We start from the raw sequence: 25,011 nt of genomic DNA on the forward strand, positions 1-25,011 counted from the left end.
TGAGGCGCCTCGTCAAGCACCCCGATGGGCCCAAGCACCCCGATATGGCAAGGTCATTTCAGGCTGCAACAATAGTGATACCGCGCAACCCTGCGGAAAACCGCTCTTTTATCCCAGACTGACACGCCCGCCGGCGTGGCGCACCAGCCTTCCGGCAATCTCCAGTTCAAGCAGTTCCAACTGCACCGCAGCCGTACCCGCACCCGATTGCCGGATCAGCTCGTCGACCGCGACTGGCGCCGTCGTGAGCAGCCCGGCGATGCCCGCCGCCTGCACTTCGACACCGGCATCGCCCACCCACGCCCAGTCCTGCGCCTCCTCGCGAAAACGGGAGCGCGGCGTACCGTCAAAGCCGGTCAGGAGTTCGATCACATCGGCCACCGACTGGACCAGAACCGCCCCGTCGCGGATCAGGTTGTTGCATCCGTGGGAGCGCGGATCGAGCGGCGACCCCGGCACGGCCATGACCTCGCGCCCCATCTCGCCTGCCAGCCTTGCGGTGATGAGCGAGCCCGACTTGGGCGCCGCCTCCACCACCACGGTACCGGCAGCGAGCCCGGCGATGATGCGGTTGCGCGTCGGGAAATGACGGGCGAGCGGTTCGGTACCGGGCGGCTGCTCCGCCACCAGCAGGCCTTCGCCGGCGACACGCTGCTGCAACTCGGCATGTTCCGGCGGATAAGTCACGTCGATGCCACTGGCGATCACGCCGATCGTTGCCCCGCCCGCCAGCGCGCCCTGATGCGCTGCGCCGTCGATGCCCCGGGCCAGCCCCGAGACAACGGCATGACCGGCCTCCGCCAACCCCTGGGCGAATTCGCGCGCGATCCGCACCGCGCCTGCCGAGGCGTTGCGCGCGCCGACAATGGCGACGCAGGGTTTGGCAAAAATCGCGAGGTTGCCGCGCACCGTCAGGATCGGCGGCGCGCCTTCACTATGGGCAAGCAGGCGCGGATAGTCCGGCGAATCGTGAAACAGGTAGCTGGCGCCCGCCTTGCGGATCCGCGCGATTTCGGCCTCGACGACCCGTTCCGGCGCCGCCGTGTAGCGCCGTCCGGCGCGGCCGGCCAGTTCCGGCAGAGCCTCCAGCGCCGCCGCCGCGCTGCCGCAGCGCGCCATCAGTTGGCGGTAGGTGACCGGGCCGACATTGGGAGAACGCAGCAAGCGGATGCGCGCAAACGCCTCGTCCTGCGAAAGCGGTGCGGTCTCCCCCCCGGCGCCGCTCACGGCTTCTTGCCGCTCCCGATCCTGGGCTCGGTGCCTGCGCGCAGGCGGGCAATGTTCTCGCGGTGCTGGAACAGCACCACGGCGGCGATCACCGCCAGCACGCCCGCGGCTTCACCGTAGCCCAGCGCCCATGCCGCGAGCGGTGCCGCCACCGCAGCGGTCATGCCCGCAACCGAGCTGATCCGCACGGTGAGCAGCAAGCCGATCCAGGTCAGCGCGTAAATCAGCCCCACCGGCCATGCGAGGCCAAGCGCGATTCCGGCCGTGGTGGCGACCCCCTTGCCGCCCTTGAAGCCGAGCCAGACCGGGAAGCAGTGACCGGCGAAGGCACCAAGCGCCGCCAGCCAGACCCAGTCGGGCAGGAAATGCCGGGCAATCAGCACCGCGGCGAGCCCCTTGAGCAGATCGAGCAGCAGCGTTGCTGCGGCAAGACCCTTGCGACCGGTGCGCAGCACGTTGGTCGCGCCGATATTGCCCGATCCGATCGAGCGCAGGTCGCCCGCCCCGGCGATCCGAGTGATGAGAAGCCCGAACGGCACCGAGCCGAGGGCGTAACCGAGGACAATTGCGAGAATCCAGTTCATGGCATGCCTCTTAGCCGCTCATGCCGGTGAGGCGAAGCGGCTTGCAGCATTCGACATTGCCCTTTGCACATCGGCGCGGTTAACAGTGTGCAAGGTACAGGGAAAAACGATGCCTTCCGAGAATTTTGCCGTGTCGACCGCGCACGACGTCGACCCCGCCGCCCCGATCCTGGTTTTCGATTCGGGCGTGGGCGGACTGTCCGTGCTGGAAGAAGTGCGAAAAGCGCTGCCCGATGCACCGATCATCTACGCCGCCGATACCGCCGGCCTGCCCTATGGCACCAAGACCGAGGCGCAGATCGCCGCCCGCGTCGCCGGGCTGCTCGGCCGGATGACCGAACGTTTTGCGCCGCGCCTTGTCTGCATCGCCTGCAACACCGCCTCGACCATCGCGCTGGGCATGGTGCGCGACGTGCTCGAGGTGCCGATCGTCGGCACCGTGCCCGCCATCAAGCCCGCGGCCGCGCTCACGCGCACCGGCACCATCGGGCTGCTCGGCACCCAGGCGACCATTCGCCAGGCCTATGTCGACCGGCTCGAACACGAATTTGCCGCCGACAAACGCCTGCTGCGCCATGGCGCGCCCGAACTGGTGGAAGCCGCCGAGGCCAAGCTGCGCGGCGAAGCCGTCGATCCCGCCGCGATCCACCGCGCCGCCGATGCCCTGCGCACGATGCCGGGGGGGACGGACATCGACACGGTGGTGCTCGCCTGCACGCATTTTCCGCTGCTGGAAGAGGAACTGCGCGCAGCGTTCGGCCCCGACGTAACCTTCGTTCACGGCGCTGCCGGCATCGCCCGCCAGATCGCCCGGCTCACGCAGGGCCAGGAATATGCTCGCCAGGGCCCCGACCGCGCGCTATTCACCGGAACCAGGGATTTGTCCGCATCCTACGCCGAGACCCTGGCACGATACGGACTCATAGGGGGCGGGCTGTTTTGACGCCGAGATTCAATGTCTTCATACTCGTCGTGCTGCTGCTCGCCGGGCTTCCGATCTACTGGTTCCAGTTCGATGCCAGCGCCCGGGATGCACAGCCCAAGCGCCTCGACATAGCGGTGTTGCGCGAGCTCGCTAATGCCGTTCCCGGCGCGCATCCCGTACAGATTCGCCATGAGATCATCGGTTCGCGCATCGCCCTGTACAACCAGCTCGCCGCGGGCTCCGGCCTGCGCCCGATCCACACCGGCGTGCGCGCCTACCAACTGGTTGTTCCCGGCCAGCGCCCGATCCTGATCGATGCCGGCACCTCTGCCGAACTGGCCGAGGAAAACAAGGTCACCGATTTCGACGCCGCCGCGCAGCAGCGCGTGGACCATGTGGCCAGGGAAGCCGGCCTGCGGCTCACCCTGCTCGACCGGCCCGTCCACCGCGGCAATCCCGCCGTTTCCTCACCCCACGCCGCCCCGCTGCCCGACCTTGGCGACGGCCGCCCCCGCGCCGTCGCGCCGGGTGTGGTTGTCATTCCCCAGGACGACCTGCCCAACCACCCCCGGATGGTCTTCGTGCAACTGGCGAACGGCGCCGAGTTCCTGTTTGCCGGCGACGTCGCCCAGGTGCCGCTGAGCTGGGAAATGACGCGCCCGCCGGCGCGCACCTTTGCCGACCTCGGACACCCGGCGCTGCGGACCGAAATCGTCTCCTGGTTGATGACGATCAATGCGCTCAAGCGCGCGGCGCCCAAGATGGAGGTCGTTGCCGGCCACGATCCGGCGGCGCCCCGGGTCATTCCCTGGGGGTTCGTCCGTAGCTGAAAGCCCCTCGAATGCGAAAAATTCGCCTGTGCGACGATTTATTTCAAGCCAATCCCGAGGCGATATCGATCACTGTATCCGGTACAAGCGACTGGTCATGCCGTCCGCGATACGGTATTGGCCCGCAGCAGAAAGTAGAAGCCGTTTTAAGGCCAGCGCAGGATAACGCCCAGGTGAACTACGAGCATATTTTCGATCAGGCGATCGACCGCCTGCATTCCGAAGGCCGTTACCGGGTCTTCATCGACATCTTGCGCAACAAGGGCGCTTATCCCAACGCACGCTGCTTTGCCGGCCACAACGGGCCCAAGCCGATCACCGTGTGGTGCTCGAACGACTATCTTTCGATGGGCCAGCACCCCAAGGTGATCGAGGCCATGGAAGAGGCGCTGCATGACGTCGGCGCCGGTTCCGGCGGCACCCGCAACATCGGCGGCAACACGCACTATCACATCGAGCTTGAGCGCGAACTGGCCGACCTTCACGGCAAGGAAGGCGCACTGCTGTTCACGTCGGGCTATGTCTCGAACGACGCCACGCTGTCGACACTCGCCAAGCTCCTGCCGGGCTGCGTGATCTTCTCGGACGAGCTCAACCACGCCTCGATGATCGCCGGCATCCGCAATTCGGGCTGCGACAAGAAGGTCTGGCGCCACAACGACCTCGAACACCTCGAGGAACTGCTGGCCGCCACCGATCCGAACCTGCCCAAGCTGATCGCCTTCGAATCGGTCTATTCGATGGACGGCGATATCGCCCCGATCCACGCGGTCTGCGACCTGGCAGAAAAGTACAACGCCCTCACCTACATCGACGAAGTCCACGCGGTCGGCATGTACGGCCCGCGCGGCGGCGGCATTACCGACCGCGACGAAGCCGCGCACCGCATCGACATCATCGAGGGCACGCTGGGCAAGGCGTTCGGCGTCATGGGCGGCTATATCGCCGCCGACCAGCGCGTGATCGACTGCATCCGCAGCTATGCGCCGGGCTTCATCTTCACCACCTCGCTCTCGCCCGTGCTGGTCGCAGGCGTGCTGGCCTCGGTGAAACACCTCAAGAGCTCCAGCGCGGAGCGTGAGGCGCAGCAGAACTCTGCCGCGACGCTCAAGCAGATGTTCCGCGATGCGGGCCTGCCGGTGATGAATTCCACCACGCACATCGTGCCACTGATGGTCGGAGATCCGGTCAAGGCCAAGAAGATCAGCGACATCCTGCTCGCCGAATACGGTGCCTATGTGCAGCCGATCAATTTCCCCACCGTGCCGCGCGGCACCGAACGGCTGCGCTTCACGCCCGGGCCGACGCATACCGAAGCGATGATGCGCGATCTGACCGACGCTCTGGTCGAGATCTGGGAACGGCTGGAGATGCGTCTCGCGGCCTGACGCTATCGCAGTTGCAACATATTCTTTTTCGAGAAGGGCTCCACCGCAAGGCCGGAGCCCTTTTCATTTGGCCAAGGCACCCCACGTTGCCTGCCATCGCAGGCGCCGTTCGGCGCGCACTCTCCCCCCAATTGCGACGACATGACCGGAAGGACCCGCATGGCCAAGCTTTTCGAACCGATCTCCCTCGGCAAGCTCCCTCTCGCAAACCGCATCGTCATCGCGCCGATGTGCCAATATTCCGCCGAGGACGGCAAGATGACCGACTGGCACGTCCAGCATCTGGGCAACCTGTCGCAGTCGGGCGCCGCCATCCTCACCATCGAGGCGACTGCCGTCAGCCCCGAAGGTCGCATCTCCTACGCCGACGTCGGCCTTTGGGATGACGAGACCGAGGAGGCCATGGGCAAAGTGCTCGAATCCGTGCGCCGCTGGTCGGATATGCCCATCGCCATCCAGCTTGCCCATGCCGGCCGCAAGGCCAGCACCGCCAAGCCCTGGGACGGCGGCGCCCAGATCGCCCCTGAGGACGCGAACGGCTGGCAGACGGTCTCCGCATCGGACATTCCCTTCCTTGCGCACGAGAACGCGCCCGAGGCGCTCGACAAGGCAGGGCTCGCCCGCATTCGCGACGCATTCGCCGATGCCGCCCGCCGCGCCGACCGCCTGGGCATCGATGCGATCCAGATTCACGGCGCCCACGGCTACCTGCTGCACCAGTTCCTCTCGCCGCTTTCGAACACGCGTACCGACGAATACGGCGGCACCCTCGAAAACCGCATGCGCTTCCCGCTGGAAGTCTATGACGCCGTGCGCGCCGCTTTCCCGGCGGACAAGCCGGTTACCATGCGCGTCTCGGGCACCGACTGGACGCCTGGCGGCTGGGACATCGAACAGACCATCGCTTTCGCCAAGGCGCTTGAAACGCGCGGCTGCGACGGTTTCCACGTTTCCAGCGGCGGCCTTCATGCCGAGCAGAAGATCCCGGTCGGCCCGAACTACCAGGTGCCTCTGGCCCGCAAGGTGAAGGAAGCGGTGGAGACCATGCCGGTGATCGCCGTGGGCCTCATCACCGAGCCAGAACAGGCCGAAGCCATCGTCGCCACCGGCGATGCCGACATGATCGCGATCGCCCGCACCGTGCTCTACGATCCGCGCTGGCCCTGGCATGCCGCCGCCGCCCTCGGTGCGCAGATAAAGGCATCGCCGCAGTTCCTGCGCTGCCAACCGCGTGCCCTGAAGGATCTTTTCACCGCCGGCTGACCACCAACAACAAAAAAAGAGCCCCCCGGTCATCGCTGACCGGGGGGCTCTTTTTGTGTTTCTATCGGCGAACGATCAGCGCAGCGAGACGACGTTGTCCGAAACGCGCGGATCCTTGCGCTCGCCCGTGTAGAGGCTCGCCATCGGTTCGTCCGACACGGTCACCACATCGCCGGTTCCGAAGCCGTTGAACGCCGTGCGCATCGCCGCGCCATAGGCGCCCAGCATGCCCACCTCGATCCAGTCGCCGGCCTTGATGTCGGCGGGGAGCAGGAACGGGCCTTCCATGAAGTCGGCATCGTCGCAGGTCGGACCGTAGAACGAGAACTCCTGAAGGTCCTCGGAACGCTGACCGTCACGCGCGATGCACTTCACCGGGAAGCGCCATGCCACGTGTGCCGCATCGTAGAGCGCGCCATAGGCGCCCTCGTTGATGTAAAGCTCGTCACCGCGACGCTTCTCGACCTTGACGATCATCGAGCTGTATTCGGCGGAGAGCGCACGGCCCGGCTCGCACCACAGTTCGGCGTTGTACGCGATCGGCATCGCTTCGAAGTGGCGGTGGATGACCTGGAAGAAGTCTTCCAACGGCGGCGGTTCCATGCCCGGATAGACCGAGGGGAAGCCACCACCGACGTCGATCATGTCGATGACCACGCCCGCATCGGCAATCGCCGCACGCGCACGCTCCAGCGCCTGCACATAGGCAAACGGCGTCATCGCCTGCGAACCGACGTGGAAGCACACGCCCAGCCAGTCGGCAACCTGACGGGTCGCCTGCAGCAGCGGGCCGGCGTCGGCCAGATCGATACCGAACTTCGAGGCGAGGCTCAGTTCCGAATATTCGGAGCTGACACGCAGACGCACGCAGAGACGCAGGTCGGTCGCTTCATTGCCTTCGGCGTCGGTGGTCGCTTCGAGGATCTTCTCGACTTCCTCGATGGTATCGAGGCTGAAAGTGCGAACGCCATGCTCGAAATAGGCTTCGCGGATCGCGCTTGCGGTCTTGACCGGGTGCATGAAGCACAGGGTCGCATCCGGCAGGGTCTGGCGGACCATGCGGACTTCACCGATCGAGGCAACGTCGAAATGCGTGATCCCATTGTCCCACAGGATCTGGATGAGATCCGGCGAGGGATTCGCCTTCACCGCGTAGAGCGACTTACCCGGAAACTTCGTGGCGAAGAAACGGGCAGCGCGCGCAGCCGCGTGCGGGCGATTGAGAATAACGGGTTCGTCAGGCGCGAGAGTGTGCGCTACGACCGATGCATCAAGATGTTCGAGCAACTCAAGGGACCCCCAAACGGATTGTTAGCGACAAAGCTGCCTTGCGGTTTGGAAGTCCCCATGGGGCAGCGAGGGGCCGGATATAGGGCGGGGCCGATGAATCGCAAGTGAAAAAATCCGGCCTTCATGAAAACGTCACAGAAGTTTCACGAAGGTCCGCGAAGCGCGCCCTTGGTCCGAATTTAGCCTTTTAAAAACAGATGGTTAACTACGCCCGCCACCCTCCGGAAAAACACCCCGAGAGATGCGGAAAAGCATCGCGATACACGGTTAAAACGCAGGCTCGCCCCAGGGGTTCACGCGACTCGTCGCAGCAGGGACCGGCCGGGGCAACGGCAGGACGGACCGAGCCGCCCTGCCCTGCTTCATCGGCTGGAGGGTCCTCAGCTCAAGCGGGCGCGGAAGTCCTCGTAATCGAAGCGGCGGATGCAATCGAGTGCATCGGTTTCCGAATCCCATAGCCAGATCGATGGCAGCGGCACGCCGTTGAAGGTCGTGGTCTTGACCATCGAATAATGGGCCTGGTCGAGAAACGCGAAGCGCATGCCCGGTTCGGGCCGCTCGGGCAGCACGTAATCGCCGATCACGTCCCCCGCGAGGCACGACGGCCCGCCCAGGCGCACCGGCTGGCCATCGCCCTCCTCACGCTCGCCCAGCATCGCCGGACGATAGGGGGCCTCGATCACGTCGGGCATGTGGCACGTGGCGGAAATGTCGACCACGGCAACCGGCATGCCGTTGTGGGTGATGTCGAGCACGCTGCCGACCAGAATGCCTGCGTCGAGCGCCACGGCCTCACCCGGCTCCAGATAGACTTCGGCCCCGGTGTCTTCCTGAAGGTCGATCAGGAATTCCACCAGTTCGTCGCGCTGGTAATCGGCGCGGGTGATGTGGTGGCCGCCGCCGAGGTTGATCCACTTGAACTGGCCGAAATAGGGTTCGAGGTAGTCGAACGCCTTGTCCCAGGTGCGGCGCAGCGGCTCGAAGTCCTGCTCGCACAGGGTGTGCATGTGGATCCCGTCGATCATCTCGACATGCTCTTCGGTGAGCTGGTCGATCGGGAAACCAAGGCGCGAATGCGGCGCGCAAGGGTCGTACTTGGGCACTTCGCCCTCGGGGTGCATCGGATTGACGCGCAAACCGATGTCGAAGTCCTCGCCGCGGGCGCGGGCGGCCTCGATCTGCGACCAGAAGCGCTCGATCTGCATCGGCGAGTTGAAGATCACATGGTCCGACAGACGCAGGATCTCGTCGAGGTCCTCGGCCTTGTAGGCGGCGCAGTAAGTCGCGATCTCGCCGTCGTAGAACTCGCTGGCAAGGCGCGCTTCCCACAGCCCCGAAGTGCAGACACCGTCGAGATACTCGCCGACGATCGGCGCGGTGGACCACATCGAGAAGGCCTTGAGCGCGGAGAGCACCTTGGCGCCCGACCGTTCGCCGATGTCGGCCAGCACGCGCAGGTTGTCGCGCAGCTTGGCGGCATCGACCACGAAACTGGGGCTGTCGACACGCGACAGGTCGAAGTGAACGAAGGCTCCCGGATCGCCGGCGCGGGTTTCCATCACTGAAGTCCTTTGCGAAAAGGGGACGGCCTCAGCCGAACGGCCCCTTGAAGATAAACCATGCCCCGGCGCCGACCAGCGAAAAACCGATGACTTCGTTGAGCCCCGGCTTCTGGCCGAACAGCGCCCATGCCACCAGCACGAATGCCGTAAGCGAAAACGCCTCCTGAAGCACTTTCAGCTGCCCCAGCGAGTAGACCTGACTGCCGATCCGGTTGGCCGGAACGGCTAGGCAATATTCGAAAAAGGCGATGCCCCAGCTCATCAGAACCGCCACCCACAGCGCCTTGCCCGGCATCTTGAGGTGCAGATACCACGCCGTGTTCATGAACAGGTTGGAGCCCGCCAGAAGAGCAACCGGCGCCACGAAATTCCAGTTCATCGGCGAATTCTCAGTCGACGCAGATCGCGGCGGGCGCCTTGCCGCCCACGACTTCGGCATAACAGCCGTAGAGCTTGTCGTCGGCCTGACACTGTCCGGTAATGGGCCCGGCCGCCGGCTTGTCGGGCGAGACGGCGCCCGCACTGGCCACGCACTTGCCTTCGCACTGCGACGTGTCGGTGCAGGTTTTCCCGGCATCGGCGAAGCGGTGGACGCACTGCTCCATGCCGATCCGGCCGCGCCGCTGCACGGTGCCACCGGATTGTTCGCAGGCCGCACGGTCAGCCGCGCCCATTTCCCGCGCAAAGCCGCCGGGCCGCGAAGTTTCGCCTGCCGGGGTGGCAGGCGGCTTGACGGGCGGCTGTGGACCGTCCTGCGGCGCGCAGGCGGCAAGCGCCAATGCGCCCGCAAGAACGGTCCACAGCCCGCGCATCAGAACGTGACGGGTCCGTCGAGTTCCTCGACCGTCCACGGCAGGCCGTGCTTGTTCAGCATGTCCATGTAGGGATCGGGATCGAACTGCTCCATGTTGAACACGCCCTCACCCGACCATGCGCCGGTCAGCACCATGGCCGCGCCGATCATTGCCGGAACGCCGGTGGTGTAGCTGACGGCCTGGTTGCCGGTCTCGGCATAGGCGTCCTCGTGGTCGCAAATGTTCTTGATGTAGAACGTCTTCTCGCCCGAACCGTCGAGCGCTTCGCCGGTCGCGATGTCGCCGATGTTGGTCTTGCCCTTGGTGGTCGAGCCAAGCGAGCTGGGCTCGGGCAGCACGGCCTTGAGGAACTGGAGCGGAATGATTTCCACGCCGTTGTAGACCACCGGATCGATGCGGGTCATGCCCACGTTCTGCAGCACGGTGAGGTGCTTGATGTACTCGTCGCCGAAGGTCATCCAGAAGCGGCCGCGTTCCATCTCTGGGATGAACTTGGCGAGGCTTTCCAGTTCCTCGTGGTACATCATGTACATGTTCTTGGGGCCGACGGCCTCGAAGTCGAACTCGACCTTCTTGCCCATGGCCGGGGTCTCGACGAATTCGCCGTTCTCCCAGTGGCGGGCCGGCGCGGTCACTTCGCGGATGTTGATTTCCGGGTTGAAGTTCGTCGCGAAGGCCTGGCCGTGGTCACCGCCGTTGCAGTCGAGGATGTCGAGCGTGCGGATGGTCTTGAGCTTGTGCTTCTTCAGCCACATCGCGAAGACCGAGGTCACGCCCGGATCGAAGCCCGAACCCAGCAGCGCCATCAGGCCCGCCTGCTTGAAGCGCTCCTGATAGGCCCACTGCCAGTGGTATTCGAACTTGGCCACGTCCTTGGGCTCGTAGTTCGCGGTGTCCATGTAGTGGGTGCCGGTGGCCAGGCACGCGTCCATGATCGCGAGGTCCTGATAGGGCAGCGCCAGATTGACGACCAGCTTCGGGCCGATCGAGCGGATCAGCGCCGAGGTCGCCTCAACGTCGTCGGCGTCGATCGCATACGTGCTGATCGTGACGCCGGTGCGCTGCTTCACCGATTCGGCGATCGCTTCGCATTTGGAAACCGTGCGGCTGGCGAGATGAATGTCGGAAAAGATATCCGGATTCATCGCCATCTTGTGGACCGCGACCGAACCGACGCCACCTGCGCCGATCACCAGAACCTTGCTCACCAATCTATCTCCTTGAACGCGCAAGCCGCGAAAGGGCCGCATATAGTGCCCCTGTGTGACAACTCAACTCTTGGAGTCGTTTGTCCGGGCTCACGCCCGGAAGCGGCACCAGCCCCCTCCCCCACCCGACCACCCACGAGTGTATCCTGATGGGTGGTCGGGTCGGGGTGTGGGCTGGTCCCGCACAAAACGGCTGGATGGCCGTTTTGCCCGACCGCAAGGTCGGCCAGACTGTCATAAACCGCCATCGTCCCGTCATCACCCGGTCACCCCGCAGAGGCATTGCCGCCACGACACGCCGACCTGGCACCGGGGGACCACTACCATGCCGCACGCACGCCCTGCTTCCGATCTGATCGAGGGAGCGGTCGTCCGCTCGGAATCCTCCCGCGCCGCGCGCTTGCTGGACAAGGCATTCGCGCTCGCGTTCAAGGGCCTCGTCTATGCGCAGATCTGGGAAGATCCGGTGGCGGACATGGCGGCGCTGCAGATAGGGCCGGACAGCCGGGTGCTGACCATCGCCAGCGGCAGCTGCAACGCCCTCTCCTACCTCACCGCCGATCCTGCGGCGATCACTTGCGTCGATCTCAACACCGCGCATATCGCGCTGGGACGCCTGAAAATCGCGGCGATCCGGAACCTCGATTACGCCGACTTGCGCAGCTTCATCGCCGAAGCCGACAAGCCGGAGAACGCCCGCATCTACCGCGAAAAGCTGGCCCCGCATCTCGACGAGACGACGCGCCGCTATTGGGAAGGGCGCGACCTCGTCGGCCGCCGTCGCATCAAGGGCTTCACGCGCGGCATCTACAAGCGCGGGCTGCTCGGCCACTTCATCGGTGCAGCCCACGTGCTGGCCAAGCTTTACAAGATCGACCCCAGCGAAATTCTGGGCGCGGAAACGCTGGAAGACCAGCGCCGGGTCTTCGACGAGCGTTTTGCCCCGATCTTCGAACGCAAGCTGGTGCGCTGGCTGACCGACCAGCCCGCATCGCTGTTCGGCCTAGGCATTCCGCCCGCCCAGTACGATGCCCTCGCCGGCGGCCAGCGCATGGCCGACGTGCTGCGTGCACGCCTCGAAAAGCTCGCCTGCCACTTCCCGCTCAATGACAACTACTTCGCATGGCAGGCCTTCGGGCGCGGTTATGGCCGCCAGGACAAGGCGCCATTGCCGCCCTACCTTCAGGCAGCCAACGCCGCCTGTGTGCGCGAAAGGCTGGACCGCCTGACGCTGCGCCATGCCAGCTTCACGCAGGTCCTCCAGGAAAGCGCGGAGGCTTCGCTCGACCGTTACATCCTGCTCGATGCACAGGACTGGATGAGCGACGCGCAACTCACCGAGCTGTGGAGCGAGATCACCCGCACCGCCCGCCCCGGATCGCGGGTGCTGTTCCGCACGGCCGCCGAACCCACCCTGCTTCCGGGCCGCGTGCCGGACGAAATCCTGTCGCGCTGGGATTACCGCGAGGAGGAATCCCGCGTCGCCACCGAGGGCGACCGCTCCTCGATCTACGGCGGCGTCCACCTCTATGTGCTGAAGGACTGACGGTGAGCGACACCGCCCTTCCCGCCGATCACGCCGCACTGATGGACCGCGTATATCGCGGCCAGCGCCATATCTACGACCTGACGCGCAAGTACTACCTGTTCGGCCGAGACCGCCTGATCCGCGAACTCGATGCGGCGCCGGGCATGGCCGTGCTGGAAGTCGGCTGCGGCACGGGGCGCAATCTGGAACTGGCGGGCAAGGCATGGCCCGGCGTTGCACTCCACGGTTTCGACATCTCCAGCGAGATGCTCAAGAACGCCGGCAAGCGGCTGGGCACCGAGGCTCAGCTTGCCCTCGGCGACGCCACCCGCTTCGATCCGAAAACGCTGTTCGGACGTGAGGGATTCGACCGGATTTTCCTCTCCTACACGCTCTCGATGATCCCCGGCTGGCAGGACGCCCTGTCGGCGGCGATAGCGGCCCTTTCCCCCGGCGGCGCGGTTCACGTCGTCGATTTCGGCGACCTCGCAGGCCTGCCTTCCCCCTTGCGGGCGGGCCTGCGGGGCTGGCTGACGAAGTTCCACGTCACGCCGCGCACGGACTTGCCGGCCGTAGCGGCACGACTTGCCAACGAACGCGGCCTGCCGGTGCGGTTCACCCGCGGGCCACTGGGCTATTACCAGATGGTGCGCATCGGCCACTGAGGCTATGCCCTTGGCCATGAACACGAATCCCCAGCGCCGCCCGACCCGTGAAGGAGTACTCGAAGCCGCCGCCAAGGTCGCCGCGATCCTGCCGCGCACGCCCTTGCTGCCGCTGGAGGTCGATGGCCGCACGATCTGGTGCAAGGCGGAGAGCCTGCAACCGGTGGGCGCCTTCAAGATTCGCGGCGCCTGGCACCGCCTTACCGCGCTTTCCGATGAGGAACGCCGACGCGGCGTCGTCGGCGTGTCCAGCGGCAACCATGCTCAGGGCGTTGCCTGGGCTGCGCGCAGGCTGGGCATCGCCGCCGCCATCGTCATGCCCACCGATGCACCGGAAGTGAAACTGGCCAACACCCGCGCACTCGGCGCCGAAGTCATCCTCTACGACCGCCCCGGCGGCGAGGACCGCGACGCCGTCTCGCAGCGCCTCTGCGCCGAGCGCGGCGCCACGCTGGTCCATGCCTTCGGCGATCCCTGGATCATCGAGGGACAAGGCAGCCTCGGCATCGAGATCGCCGCGCAGATGGCGGAAATCGGCCTTGAAGGCCCCGACCAGATCGTCACGCCCTGCGGCGGCGGCGGGCTCACCGCGGGCCTTGCGCTCGCCCTGCCCGATGCCGCCGTGGTTCCGGTCGAGCCCGAGGGCTGGGACGATGTCGGCCGCAGCCTTGCCAGCGGCGAGATCCAGCGAGTCGCCGCCGATGCGCCGCCGACCGCCTGCGATGCCTTGCAAACGCCCGCGACCTGGCCGATCAATTTCGAGGTGCTGAAGGCGCGCTGCCCCTTCGGCCTTGTTGCAACGCCCGCCGAAGTGCGCGCGGCGCAGCGACTGGCTTTCGCGAAACTGCGCCTCGTGATCGAACCCGGCGGCGCGGCGGCATTGGCAGCAGTACTGGCCGGAAAGGTGGAACTGACCGACCGGACGGCCGTGGTCCTTTCAGGCGGCAATACCGACGCCGAAGCCTTCGCCAAGGTACTGGCCGAAAACGCCTAAATCTCGGATTGACAAGCCGCCTGACCGGGCCGACGCTCCCTTCCATCAGCAAGGGAGCGTCCGATGGTTGGAATGGCAATCCTGCAACCCGTGGTCGCGCTGGCGGCCTGGACCATGGTCATGTGGTTCTGGCTCTACGGCTCGCGCCTATCCTCATTCGGCAAGGCCGATCCCGAGGAACTGATCGACGATCCCCACGTCGCGCTCGACCATATCCTGCCCCCGCAGACCGAGTGGAAAGCCCATAATTACCGGCACTTGCTGCAAGATCCGGTGATCTTTTACGCAATCTCGATCACTCTCGCCATCATCGGCCAGGGCGACGGGCTGAATGCGCAGATCGGCTGGGCCTACGTTGTCCTGCGCGTGCTCCATTCGATCGTGCAGTCCACCTTCAACCAGATGGTGCCCCGCTTCGCGCTCTATGCCCTCTCCAGCTTCTGCCTGATGTTCCTTGTCGCCCGCGCGGCACTGGTGATGTTCTAGTGTCCTGTCCCGCAAATAGCTTTACATAGGCGTTCGACCTTATCGAGGATTGCCTCGCTAGTGGCGGTCCAGACGAAAGGTTTCGCGTTGGCGTTGTATGCCTGAACGAAGACGTTGATTTTATCGACGAGGTCCTTGGCGCTGACGAAAGAAGCGCGGCAGCGTTGCACGGCCTTGAAAGAGGACCACTCTTCCCGCGTCCGCGCGCCTCGTTGGGGGGCAAATGGGGGCTATCGTGACCTCGAGGAATTTGTCCACGCCGCCTATACGAACGCCCGTGCCGGGAGTAAGCTATCAGCCTAACATACGCGTGGTTCTGGGAGGTGCTGCGTGAAGACCGTGCAAAGGCAATTGGCCAGCCCGCCGATCCGGTGGTGTGTGCTGGTGCTGGAAGTGGGCTTTGTGGTCCTGACACTGGCCGCGCTCATCAACATGATGCTTCCGGTCGGCTGGGGACTCAGCTGGTCGATGTTTTTCGTCGGCGTGATCGGCAGCGCATGGGGGGCGGTGATCTACCAGCTGCTGTCCTGCAATGCCGACGACACGGAGAGTGACGGGAACGCCTGATCGCTGTAGAGCGAGCGCATGGATTTCGACGACCAGCTCCGCCGCTACTTCGGCACCGACGACCTTGCGACCATCGCTCCCTCCACGCTGGAAACCGGGCTGGACCGCATGCGCGTGGACCTCGGCATGGAGAAGGACCGCTCCCGCCGTTTTGCGCTGTGGTCGCTGCTCACCATGTTCAACGCCGCGCCTGATCTCGACGTCGCCTTCGACAACGAGGACGACCGCAACGCCGCGCGGGACTTCATGGACATGATGGCAAGGGTACAGGAGGGCGACTGAACGCCCTCCCCTCCTGGGCCCGCTTCAAACGCGCTCGAAATAGCTCGCCAGTTCGACGTGGGTGGACCAGCGGAACTGCCCCACCGGGCGCAATTCCACCAGTCGGAAGCCCGCCTCGATCAGCCGCGCCGCATCGCGCGACCAGCTGGACGGGTTGCATGAGATATAGACCACCCGCCCCACGGTGGAATCGGCGATGCACTCCACCTGCTCTCGCGCACCGGCCCGCGGCGGGTCGAGCACGACGGCCTCGAACTTGCTGAGTTCGTCCGGCTGGAGCGGATTGCGGAACAAGTCGCGATGGGCGGAGAAAACCGGCAATTGCGCGCGGTCTGCGCCTGCCTTGCAGGACAAGTGGGCATCGCGTGCGGCCTCGGCGGCGAGCACCCTCGTCTGCGGTCCGGCCAGCGCGAGCGCAAACGTGCCGAGACCGGAAAACAGGTCCGCCACGGTCGCGGCGCCATCCAGCCAACGCTTCGTCGCGCCGACCAGCGCTTCCTCGCCGTCGACCGTCGCCTGCAGGAACGAACCCGGGGGCAGCGGCACCTGAACGCCACCTAGAGTGACCGTGACCGGCACCGGCTCCCACACGGTCTCGAAACCGTAGCCGCCGTCCATGGTCAGGCGGGCGAGCTTATGGTCGCGCGAGAAATCGAGCATCGCCTCGGTTGCCGCGAGCCCCTCGGCGGTAAGCCCCTTCACGCCCAGATCGACGCCCTGATCGGTCAGCGTCATCTCGATATCGGCGGCCATGCGGGTCTGCTGGTGCTTGCTCGGCTTGCCGTGGCGGCCCTTTTTCGCCGGCGCTGCCTTGCCCATGGTAATGAGCAGCTTGCGCAGCGGTCCCAGCACGGCGAACAGTTCCGGCGCCATGACCGGGCATTCTTCCAGCTCGACCAGCCGGTGCGACTTCGCCTCGCGGAAGCCGATCACGACGCGCCCGCCCGAACTTTCCGCCCGCAGCGATACGCGGCGACGCGCGCCTGGCGGCGAGAGATGCGGCGGCGCGATATTTTCGGCGCCCAGTTCCTGTGAGGCCGAGGCATTGGCAACGCGCGCCTCGACAAAGGCGGTCAGCGTCTCCTCGTCGAGCTGCTGGAGCTGGCAGCCGCCGCAGCGCCCAAAATGGGTACAGGCCGGCTGGACGTGGTGCGGCCCCCATTCGAGGGTGCCGTCTTCATGCAGCAAGTCGCCCGGCGCCGCGCCCCAGGCAAAGCGGCCGGATTCGGTCACGCCATCGCCCTTGGCGGCGATGCGGATAATTTCTTCGGTTCCAATAGTCACAGGCAGGCCGCTAGCGCAGCCGGAACCATTTGTCCAAGCTGACCGGCAGTAAAGGCGGGCGGAGCGTACCGCGCGGCCTCTCCATGCAGCCAGACGCCCTCGCAAGCCGCCGCGAAAGCCTCCGTACCGGCGGCAAGGCGGCTGGCGATACATCCGGCCAGCACGTCCCCCGTTCCAGCAGTCGAGAGCCACGAGCTGGCCCGCGGCGCGCAGGCAAGGCGGCCATCGGGCGCGGCAATCACGGTGTCCGGCCCCTTGGCAACCACGACCATACCGCTCGCCTCCGCCAGAGCCAGAGCGCGGGCCGGTTTGCTGCCCGTGCCGTCGAGATCGAAAGCACGCTCCAGCGCCATCAGTTCGCCCTCATGCGGGGTTGCCACGGTAGCCGCCGAACGCTCCGCCAGCACGCGCGGTGCCAGCAGGATCAGCGCGTCGGCATCGACCACTGCCGGCACCGGATCGGCCAGCGCCACCGCCAGCCGCTCCCGCGCGGCGGCATCGCGGCCAAGCCCCGGCCCGACCAGAACGGCCGTGTTGCGATCATCGGTCAGTACATCGCTCAAGGCGCCCTGTTCGACCACCAGATCGGCAGGCACATTGCGCTTGCTCTCGGCAAAAAGCTTCACATAGCCCGCCCCGGCGCCTTGCGCCGCAAGGCTGGCCAGAACTGCGGCGCCGGGCATCGCCCCGCCGACCACCGCCAGCAGTCCGCGCCGATACTTGTGGGCATCCGCTCCCGGCGCGCCGATCCGGGGTTTCACGACCGCAACAGCCGCTCCTTCGACCGGCGCAACGCCAATCGGAACCTGTCGAAGTGTGCCCATCGTAGCGGCTGCAGGCATCAGGAAATGCGCGAATTTCCACGCTCCCAGCGCCAGCGTCGCATCGTATTGCGGCAGCCCATGATTGAGCAGCATGCCGGTATCCGACTGCACGCCGCTGGGCAGATCGAGCGCGATGCGGTGGTGATGCGCTTTCGCCAGCCGGACCAGCAACGCAAGATCCTCCGGCGACAACGGCCGCGTAAGGCCGCTGCCATAGAGGCAATCGACAAAGACGTCGCCGTGCACCTCGGCATCGGCTCCCAGCACGGCGCCATGATAGCGGGTCCGTGCATCGCGGGCAGCGTCCGTCTTCGGACTGACCGGAGCCACCACCGTCACCTGCCCGCCGCGTTCGCGAATGGCCTCGGCGATGACATAGCCATCGCCGCCATTGTTGCCGGGCCCGCACAGAATAGTGACGGAACGCCCGGCCGAGACCCGCCAGACCCATTCGGCCGCGCCCAGCCCGGCAATCCGCATCAAGGTCTCGACCGACGCCCCCGCCGCGATCAGCACCGCTTCGGCGCAGCGCATCTGGGCAACAGTCAGGATCTGGTCATTTTGCGGCAGCAGCCTGTGGGGCATGGGACTTCCTCGTGGCCGGGAACAGGTAGCGGTCGGCCCCGACTGAAACGTCGAGCTTGCCGCCTTCCAGCCTTGTTATCGCCACTTGCGCCCCATCGGCAACCTCAAGCCCGCGCCCGTCGCTGACAACGGCGAAGCGGCGAAAGCCGCCATCCGGGTGGCGAACCAGCAGCGTCAGCCCATTCGCCCCCTGATGCCGCTCCACCGCGCAGATCGGTTTGAGTTCGCCGGAACCGGAAACCGCGCAAGGGATATGGTCCTCCCCCTCGGCAACGTCAGGCGCCTCGTGCTTAGACGAGCAGGCGGCAAGCGCGAGAACAAGGGCAACAGCGGGGAGTGATCGGACCATGTCCCTTGGCTACAAGGACTTTCTCGCCGACCGCAAGCGCCCGTCTGGCGCAGACCGAGAATGGGACACTTACACAAGGCCCTGCGCGGTGTTACGCTGCCTGGATTCTGTCGAGGGAGAGCATAACGATGCCGCTTATCGAACGCGCCGCCCGGGCTCTGGCAAAAGCCGAACACGGTACCGACGACTGGAATACCCTGACCCCGCAAGATCGCGAGCAATTGAAGGAAACCGCGCGCGAAGTCGTAAAGGCGCTGCGGGTGCCGACGCCGGGCATGTGCCTCGCCGGTGAGCATCTGCTCAAGAAGGACCGCGGCCTTACTGTCAGCATCAGCGATGTGCACGACGCATGGCAAAACATGGTGGACGAGGCCGTACGCATGGCGCCTGCCGCGGACGGCTGATCCGGCCCGCAAACGGCCACGGGATGCAGGGGCACCTGCCCCTGCATTACCCCCTTGAACCTTACTTGCGCTTGAGCTGCGTGACGTCGCGCACGGCGCCCTTGGCGGCGCTGGTGGTCATCGCCGCATAGGCCTGGAGCGCGGCCGAAACCTTGCGCGGGCGCGGGTGAACCGGCGACCATGCGTCGGCGCCGCGCGCCTCCTGGCTAGCGCGGCGGTGAGCCAGCACTTCATCCGAAACCATCAGATTGATGGTTCGGCCGGGGATGTCGATCTCGATGGTGTCGCCGTTCTCGACAAGTCCGATGGCGCCGCCCTCTGCCGCTTCCGGCGAAGCGTGACCGATCGAGAGGCCCGAAGTGCCGCCCGAGAAACGGCCGTCGGTCAGCAGCGCGCAGGCCTTTCCGAGCCCCTTCGACTTCAGGTAGCTGGTCGGATAGAGCATTTCCTGCATGCCCGGCCCGCCACGCGGTCCTTCATAGCGGATGACCACGACGTCACCCGCACCGACCTGTCCGCCGAGAATGCCTGCAACGGCGGCATCCTGCGATTCGTAGACGCGCGCGGTGCCGGTGAACTTCAGGATGGAATCGTCCACGCCCGCCGTCTTCACGATGCAGCCGTCCTGCGCGATATTGCCATAAAGCACGGCAAGGCCGCCGTCCTGGCTGAACGCGTGTTCCTTGCTGCGGATGACCCCGTTCTCGCGGTCGAGATCGAGTTCCTCCCAGCGGCGCGACTGGCTGAAAGCGGTCTGCGTCGGCACGCCGCCCGGGGCCGCCTTGAAGAATTCCTGCACCGAAGGCGCGTTGGTACGGCTGATGTCCCAGTGGTTCAGCGCATCGCCCAGCGTCTTGGCATGGACAGTCGGCAAATCGGTGTGCAGCAAGCCCGCACGGTCGAGCTGACCGAGGATCGCCATGATGCCGCCAGCCCGGTGAACGTCTTCCATGTGCACGTCGGCCTTGGCCGGGGCGACCTTGGAGAGGCACGGAACCTTGCGGCTGAGGCGGTCGATGTCTTCCATCGTGAAGTTCACGCCCGCCTCGGCGGCCGCGGCCAGCAGGTGGAGCACCGTGTTCGTGGAGCCGCCCATGGCGATGTCGAGGCTCATTGCGTTCTCGAACGCCTCGAAGCTGGCGATATTGCGCGGCAGAGCGCTCTCGTCTTCCTGCTCGTAATAGCGGCGGCAGAGGTCGACCGCGAGACGGCCCGCTTCCAGGAACAGGCGCTGACGGTCGGAGTGGGTCGCCAGCGTCGAACCGTTGCCCGGCAGCGAAAGCCCCAGAGCCTCGGTCAGGCAGTTCATCGAGTTGGCGGTGAACATGCCCGAGCACGAACCGCAGGTCGGGCACGCCGAACGCTCGATCGCCTTCACTTCCTCGTCGGTATAGCTCTCGTCCGCAGCCGCGACCATCGCATCGACCAGATCGAGCGCATGTTCCTTGCCGCGCAGGACAACCTTGCCCGCTTCCATCGGCCCGCCCGAGACAAACACCACCGGAATGTTGATGCGCAGCGCGGCCATCAGCATGCCCGGCGTGATCTTGTCGCAGTTGGAGATGCAGACCATGGCGTCGGCGCAGTGGGCGTTGACCATGTATTCCACGCTGTCCGCGATCAGGTCGCGGCTGGGCAGCGAATAGAGCATGCCGTCGTGGCCCATGGCGATGCCGTCATCGACCGCGATGGTGTTGAATTCCTTGGCGACGCCGCCCGCCGCCTCGATCTCGCGCGCAACCATCTGGCCCAGGTCCTTGAGATGGACGTGGCCGGGCACGAACTGGGTGAACGAGTTCACCACCGCAATGATCGGCTTGCCGAAGTCCGCATCCTTCATGCCCGTCGCGCGCCAGAGGCCACGCGCGCCCGCCATGTTGCGGCCGTGGGTGGAAGTGCGTGAACGATAGGCGGGCATTGTGCGAACTCCGGGATTGGTCATGGGCGCGGTGCGCGATGGCGACCGTCTTGCCGCGCCCCTACGCCATGTCCATGGCTTTTGCGAGGCATAAAATTTCCAGAAAGGCGGTTTTTGCTTTTCGGATCGTGCGAGATCAATCTTGCGACGCCGGCCCGTACCGGTTGTCGCCCCGGGATCCTTCCCTTGCAAGCAGCAACACCAACAGGCCGAGCGCACCCAGATAACACAGGTTGTTGAGGAACAGCAGGCCGAACAACTGCATGTCAGGCACCGCCGAAGCAAACAGCTTCGGGGTCTGGGTCAGGCCGATCGCCAGGAACGGCAAGGGCAGCAGCTCCCAGGCGCCGGTGAGGCCGGTATCGTGAAGGCGCCGCGCGACGGCCGCGGAAAGCAGCACGACGGCCAACGCCACGACAATCGCCATCGCGCCCGAAAATGCCGCAAAATCGGGCATGAGTTCAGGATGATGCCCCTCGATACTGATCTCGTAATGACCTGGCCCGGCATTCACCCTGGCCTGATCGGGATGTTCGCGCGCGAATTGCTGCATCTTGACCATGGTGTCCGCGATCATCGGACCGACCAGCACAAAACTGCCCAGAAAGATCAGCCCGACCACGATCCCGGCCCAGGGCCAGAACTGCGCCCGCGCTTCCCTTCCGGAGAATTTCCCCAATCCTGCAAGATGATAACCGACCATCACACCCCGCTTCCAGGGGCCGAAGACTATCCCGGCCACGCCTGCTTCACAAGTCAGCCGAGCGCAGCGGCGACCTCGCGGCAGATGCGCGCCATGCGTTCGGCCCAGACCGTCTGACCTGCGGCATCACCGATCAGATCCTGCCGGATCTCGATGCCAAGGTAAGGGCGGCCATGCGCCTCCGCATGGCGGTTCATCGTCGCATTGAGGACCTTGCCCGAATAGGGAAGCTGGTCGCCGACCACGAGCCCCTCGGCCTGCAGCAAGGGGATCGCGATGCGGGCGGCGCGCTCATCCTCGTTGTAGAGCACACCGACATGCCAGGGACGCGGCTTGTCGCATGTCGCCAGCGCCGGGGTAAAACTGTGGAGCGAGAGGATCAAAGCCGGTTCGGCGGCCTTGAGTTGTGCTTCCAGATCGTCGTGATAGGCATGGAAGAACTGCTCCAGCCGCGCCGAACGCCCTTGCGCGCAGAGCGTGTTGCCGGGAATTTCGTGGCCGTCGGACACTTCGGGCAACAGGCCCGGCGCATCGAGGTCACGGTTGAAATCGCAGACGAGGCGGCTGACATTTGCCAGCCAAGCGGCGATTTCGCCTTGCTTGCTGGTCTCGGCCACCATCCGCTCGGCGACAGCAGCAACGCCGAGGTCGATGGCGATATGCCGGTTCAGCAATTCGGGATCGATACCAAGATCCACGCCGTCCGGCACGCGGTTGGAAGCATGATCGGCAATAATCAGGATTCCCCCGGCGGCCGGGGTTCCGAGTACTTGATAGGCTTCGGTAATCAACGCAGGCTCCCGGACAATTGCCACCAGTCGGGGCGGGTTGCAGCGATCCTTGCCGCAGCCTCGCTTAAGGCTTGCTGACTTTCGTAAAGCGCAAAGCACGTCGCGCCGGAACCGGACATGCGCGCCAGGAACGGCGAAGTCTCGCCAAGCGCAGCCAGAACGTCCGCCACCACCGGGCAGATGGCAATGGCCGGCGCTTCAAGATCGTTGCGGCCATGGAGGGCGATTTCGCGCAAGCTTCCACCGGGCATGCCCCCCCGGTCGATCCGGTCCCATGCCTGGAACACGGGCCCCGTGGGCACCGGCACGCGCGGGTTGACCAGCAGAACCGGACACCCGGCCAGATCGTTCTCCGCCACTTCGGCAAGATCGGTGCCAGTGCCGGTGCCGATGCAGGGGCGCGAGAGCACGCAGGCCGGGACGTCCGCACCGAGTTTCGCCGCACGGGCGTGCCAGTCATCCGGCAAGCCGTGCGTACGCTCCACCATGCGGAACACGGCGCCCGCATCTGCAGAGCCTCCACCCAGCCCCGCCGCTACCGGCAGGCGCTTCTCGAGGTCGACTGCCCAGCCCTGACCGTGCGGCAGCGCGCCAAGCGCCTTGGCGACGATATTGCCGAAGGGATCATCGATCTTCGCGGCGAATTCGCCGTGCGTCGTCAGGCGATCCGCGTCGGCAGGGGTCGCCGCCAGTTCGTCCCCCGCATCAACGAAGGCGAACAGCGTTTCCAGTTCATGATACCCATCCTCGCGCCGACGGCGGACATGAAGCGCGAGGTTGATCTTGGCGTAGGCGGTTTCCGAAATCATCGCCGTCATCCCTGAAACGAGCGAGGCGCCGGAGCAACCCCCGACGCCTCGTCTTTTTGCTTAAATGACCGCCCGCGATCACATGTTTGGATAGTTCGGACCGCCGCCGCCTTCGGGCGTGACCCATTCGATGTTCTGGGTCGGGTCCTTGATGTCGCAGGTCTTGCAGTGGACGCAGTTCTGCGCGTTGATCTGCAGCTTCATGCCCGAACCGTCCGGATCGACGAATTCGTAGACCCCCGCCGGGCAATAGCGCGCCTCGGGCCCGGCATAGAGCGGCAGGTTGATTTCTGTCGGAACCTTGGGGTCCTTGAGACGCAGGTGGACCGGCTGGTCTTCCTCGTGATTGGTGAACGAGTAGGACACGCTGGTCAGACGGTCGAAACTGATCACGCCGTCCGGCTTGGGATAGGCGATCGGCTTGTAGAGATCGGCGCGCTGGGTGCACGAGGCATCGGTGTGATGCTTCATCGGCTTGGCGAGGCCGAAACCGAACAGCGTGCGCAGCCACATGTCGGCCCCTGCCAGGATCGTACCCAGCTCGCCGCCCCACTTCGCCACCATCGGCTCGGCGTTCTGCACGAGCTTCAGTTCCTTCGCGATCCAGCTTTCACGCACGGCGCTGTCGTATTCGGTCAGCGCGTCCTGCTCGCGCCCAGCCTTGATCGCAGCAGCAATCGCCTCTGCTGCCAGCATGCCGCTCTTCATCGCGGTATGCGTGCCCTTGATGCGCGGCACGTTGACGAAACCGGCCGAGCAGCCCGCCAAAACGCCGCCCGGGAAGGCCAGCTGCGGCACCGACTGCCAGCCCCCCTCGTTGATCGCGCGGGCACCGTAGGCGACGCGCTTGCCGCCTTCCAGAATTGCGCGGATTTCCGGGTGCTGCTTCCAGCGCTGGAATTCCTCGAACGGATAGACGTAGGGGTTCTTGTAATCGAGCGCGGTAACGAAGCCGAGCGCGACCTGGTTGTTCGCCTGATGGTAGAGGAAACCGCCGCCCCAGGCGTTGTTCTCGCTGAGCGGCCAGCCCTGCGTGTGGATCACGCGGCCGGGAACGTGCTTGGCGGGATCGATGTCCCACAGTTCCTTGATGCCGAGGCCATAGATCTGCGGCTGGCAGTTCGCTTCAAGGTCGTACTTGGCCTTCAGACGCTTGGTCAGGTGGCCACGCGCGCCTTCACAGAACACGGTGTACTTGCCCAGCAGGTTCATGCCCGGCTGGAAATCGCCCTTCGGATTGCCCTCGCGGTCGACGCCCATGTCGCCGGTCTGCACGCCGATCACGGCGCCGTTGTCGTCGTAGAGGATCTCGGCAGCGGGGAAGCCCGGGAAGATCTCGATCTCCAGCGCCTCGGCCTGTTCGGCCAGCCAGCGGCAGAGGTTGCCCAGCGATCCGGTGTAATTGCCGTCGTTCGACATGAAAGGCGGCTGGATGAAGTGCGGCAACGCGAACTTCTTCTTTTTGGTGAGGTGCCAGTGCAGGTTGTCCGTCACCGGCGTTTCCGCCAGCGGGCAACCGTCTTCGCGCCAGGTGGGCAGCAGTTCGTCGAGCGCCTTGGGATCGATGGTCGCACCCGAGAGGATGTGGGCGCCGACTTCCGAGCCTTTTTCCAGCACGCAGACCGAGAGTTCGGGATCGACCTGCTTGAGCCGGATCGCCGTGGACAGGCCCGCAGGGCCACCACCGACGATGACGACGTCATAAGGCATCTCTTCACGTTCAATCATGG

General features: G+C 65.4%; 26 protein-coding genes. 11 read left to right on the forward strand and 15 right to left on the reverse strand.

Annotation, left to right across the window (positions count from 1 at the left end):
• Window positions 1-108: 108 nt before the first annotated feature.
• Both dprA and plsY read right to left on the reverse strand, forming a co-directional pair.
• Window positions 109-1,227: a DNA-processing protein DprA gene (gene dprA, locus DM450_RS09785; RefSeq protein ID WP_142634393.1), complete on the reverse strand. Its 1,119-nt coding sequence runs from the start codon at window positions 1,225-1,227 to the stop codon at window positions 109-111.
• On the reverse strand, window positions 1,224-1,811 hold the full coding sequence (plsY, locus tag DM450_RS09790) for a glycerol-3-phosphate 1-O-acyltransferase PlsY (protein WP_142634395.1): 588 nt from the start codon (window positions 1,809-1,811) through the stop codon (window positions 1,224-1,226). Before plsY ends, dprA begins: the two co-directional genes overlap by 4 nt.
• Before the next feature lie 109 nt (window positions 1,812-1,920).
• On the opposite strand from plsY, the gene murI reads away from it, so the two are divergent.
• The 4 genes from murI to DM450_RS09810 all read left to right on the forward strand — a co-directional run bounded on the left by murI (window position 1,921) and on the right by DM450_RS09810 (window position 6,217).
• Entirely contained in the window at window positions 1,921-2,754 is an 834-nt protein-coding gene (murI, locus tag DM450_RS09795; RefSeq protein WP_142634397.1) for a glutamate racemase, read from the forward strand.
• Window positions 2,755-2,783: 29 nt separating this feature from the next.
• On the forward strand, window positions 2,784-3,566 hold the full coding sequence (locus DM450_RS09800) for a hypothetical protein (protein WP_260609755.1): 783 nt from the start codon (window positions 2,784-2,786) through the stop codon (window positions 3,564-3,566).
• A 173-nt stretch (window positions 3,567-3,739) separates the two neighbouring features.
• The gene (gene hemA, locus DM450_RS09805) at window positions 3,740-4,954 is read left to right on the forward strand and encodes a 5-aminolevulinate synthase (protein WP_142634401.1); all 1,215 of its coding nucleotides are present in this window, start codon (window positions 3,740-3,742) and stop codon (window positions 4,952-4,954) included.
• Between the two features lie 159 nt (window positions 4,955-5,113).
• A complete protein-coding gene (locus DM450_RS09810; RefSeq protein ID WP_142634403.1) occupies window positions 5,114-6,217 on the forward strand; it encodes an NADH:flavin oxidoreductase/NADH oxidase in 1,104 nt (367 codons plus the stop codon).
• A gap of 75 nt (window positions 6,218-6,292) precedes the next feature.
• Here the strand turns inward: DM450_RS09810 and DM450_RS09815 are convergent, their stop codons facing one another.
• From DM450_RS09815 to DM450_RS09835, 5 genes are all read right to left on the reverse strand, one after another.
• The gene (locus tag DM450_RS09815) at window positions 6,293-7,504 is read right to left on the reverse strand and encodes a type III PLP-dependent enzyme (protein ID WP_142634405.1); all 1,212 of its coding nucleotides are present in this window, start codon (window positions 7,502-7,504) and stop codon (window positions 6,293-6,295) included.
• Window positions 7,505-7,887: 383 nt separating this feature from the next.
• A complete protein-coding gene (locus DM450_RS09820; protein WP_142634407.1) occupies window positions 7,888-9,066 on the reverse strand; it encodes a carboxynorspermidine decarboxylase in 1,179 nt (392 codons plus the stop codon).
• 31 nt (window positions 9,067-9,097) lie between these two features.
• A complete protein-coding gene (locus tag DM450_RS09825) occupies window positions 9,098-9,448 on the reverse strand; it encodes a DMT family protein (protein ID WP_142634409.1) in 351 nt (116 codons plus the stop codon).
• 10 nt (window positions 9,449-9,458) lie between these two features.
• On the reverse strand, window positions 9,459-9,881 hold the full coding sequence (locus tag DM450_RS09830; RefSeq protein WP_142634411.1) for a hypothetical protein: 423 nt from the start codon (window positions 9,879-9,881) through the stop codon (window positions 9,459-9,461).
• Window positions 9,881-11,092, reverse strand: coding sequence for a saccharopine dehydrogenase family protein (locus DM450_RS09835; protein WP_142634413.1), 1,212 nt, complete (start codon window positions 11,090-11,092; stop codon window positions 9,881-9,883). Before DM450_RS09835 ends, DM450_RS09830 begins: the two co-directional genes overlap by 1 nt.
• Before the next feature lie 325 nt (window positions 11,093-11,417).
• Here DM450_RS09835 and DM450_RS09840 point away from each other — a divergent pair, with 325 nt between their 5' ends.
• From DM450_RS09840 to DM450_RS09865, 6 genes are all read left to right on the forward strand, one after another.
• Window positions 11,418-12,638, forward strand: a complete 1,221-nt coding sequence (locus DM450_RS09840) for a DUF3419 family protein (RefSeq protein ID WP_142634415.1) — start codon at window positions 11,418-11,420, stop codon at window positions 12,636-12,638.
• A 41-nt stretch (window positions 12,639-12,679) separates the two neighbouring features.
• Window positions 12,680-13,285: a class I SAM-dependent methyltransferase gene (locus DM450_RS09845; RefSeq protein ID WP_142637713.1), complete on the forward strand. Its 606-nt coding sequence runs from the start codon at window positions 12,680-12,682 to the stop codon at window positions 13,283-13,285.
• A 16-nt stretch (window positions 13,286-13,301) separates the two neighbouring features.
• Window positions 13,302-14,279 (forward strand): threonine/serine dehydratase, encoded by a 978-nt coding sequence (locus tag DM450_RS09850; RefSeq protein ID WP_142634417.1) that lies wholly within the window; start codon window positions 13,302-13,304, stop codon window positions 14,277-14,279.
• Window positions 14,280-14,342: 63 nt separating this feature from the next.
• Entirely contained in the window at window positions 14,343-14,765 is a 423-nt protein-coding gene (locus DM450_RS09855) for an MAPEG family protein (RefSeq protein WP_142634419.1), read from the forward strand.
• Between the two features lie 330 nt (window positions 14,766-15,095).
• Window positions 15,096-15,332 carry a hypothetical protein gene (locus DM450_RS09860; protein ID WP_142634421.1) on the forward strand — a complete coding sequence of 79 codons (237 nt, stop codon included), beginning with the start codon at window positions 15,096-15,098 and terminating at the stop codon, window positions 15,330-15,332.
• Window positions 15,333-15,350: 18 nt separating this feature from the next.
• The gene (locus DM450_RS09865) at window positions 15,351-15,614 is read left to right on the forward strand and encodes a hypothetical protein (RefSeq protein WP_142634423.1); all 264 of its coding nucleotides are present in this window, start codon (window positions 15,351-15,353) and stop codon (window positions 15,612-15,614) included.
• A 24-nt stretch (window positions 15,615-15,638) separates the two neighbouring features.
• Here the strand turns inward: DM450_RS09865 and DM450_RS09870 are convergent, their stop codons facing one another.
• From DM450_RS09870 to DM450_RS09880, 3 genes are read right to left on the reverse strand one after another with little or no spacing between them, the layout of a single operon-like run.
• Window positions 15,639-16,898: a class I SAM-dependent RNA methyltransferase gene (locus DM450_RS09870; RefSeq protein WP_260609756.1), complete on the reverse strand. Its 1,260-nt coding sequence runs from the start codon at window positions 16,896-16,898 to the stop codon at window positions 15,639-15,641.
• Window positions 16,895-18,307, reverse strand: coding sequence for an NAD(P)H-hydrate epimerase (locus DM450_RS09875; protein WP_142634425.1), 1,413 nt, complete (start codon window positions 18,305-18,307; stop codon window positions 16,895-16,897). The genes DM450_RS09870 and DM450_RS09875 overlap by 4 nt, the downstream gene beginning before the upstream one ends.
• A complete protein-coding gene (locus DM450_RS09880) occupies window positions 18,279-18,656 on the reverse strand; it encodes a hypothetical protein (RefSeq protein WP_142634427.1) in 378 nt (125 codons plus the stop codon). Before DM450_RS09880 ends, DM450_RS09875 begins: the two co-directional genes overlap by 29 nt.
• A gap of 128 nt (window positions 18,657-18,784) precedes the next feature.
• Here DM450_RS09880 and DM450_RS09885 point away from each other — a divergent pair, with 128 nt between their 5' ends.
• Window positions 18,785-19,060, forward strand: a complete 276-nt coding sequence (locus tag DM450_RS09885; protein ID WP_142634429.1) for a hypothetical protein — start codon at window positions 18,785-18,787, stop codon at window positions 19,058-19,060.
• Between the two features lie 61 nt (window positions 19,061-19,121).
• Here DM450_RS09885 and ilvD read toward each other — a convergent pair whose 3' ends face one another.
• The 5 genes from ilvD to DM450_RS09910 form a co-directional block, all read right to left on the reverse strand.
• Entirely contained in the window at window positions 19,122-20,978 is a 1,857-nt protein-coding gene (gene ilvD, locus DM450_RS09890) for a dihydroxy-acid dehydratase (RefSeq protein ID WP_142634431.1), read from the reverse strand.
• Between the two features lie 136 nt (window positions 20,979-21,114).
• Window positions 21,115-21,681 (reverse strand): DUF805 domain-containing protein, encoded by a 567-nt coding sequence (locus tag DM450_RS09895; RefSeq protein ID WP_142634433.1) that lies wholly within the window; start codon window positions 21,679-21,681, stop codon window positions 21,115-21,117.
• Window positions 21,682-21,734: 53 nt separating this feature from the next.
• A complete protein-coding gene (locus DM450_RS09900; RefSeq protein WP_142634435.1) occupies window positions 21,735-22,472 on the reverse strand; it encodes an N-formylglutamate amidohydrolase in 738 nt (245 codons plus the stop codon).
• Window positions 22,469-23,290, reverse strand: coding sequence for a 4-(cytidine 5'-diphospho)-2-C-methyl-D-erythritol kinase (locus DM450_RS09905; protein WP_142634437.1), 822 nt, complete (start codon window positions 23,288-23,290; stop codon window positions 22,469-22,471). The genes DM450_RS09900 and DM450_RS09905 overlap by 4 nt, the downstream gene beginning before the upstream one ends.
• A 69-nt stretch (window positions 23,291-23,359) precedes the next feature.
• Window positions 23,360-25,009 (reverse strand): electron transfer flavoprotein-ubiquinone oxidoreductase, encoded by a 1,650-nt coding sequence (locus DM450_RS09910; RefSeq protein ID WP_142634439.1) that lies wholly within the window; start codon window positions 25,007-25,009, stop codon window positions 23,360-23,362.
• Between the last annotated feature and the right edge of the window lie 2 nt (window positions 25,010-25,011).

The organism is Sphingomonas sp. IC081 (genome assembly GCF_006874585.1).
Lineage (GTDB): Bacteria > Pseudomonadota > Alphaproteobacteria > Sphingomonadales > Sphingomonadaceae > Novosphingobium.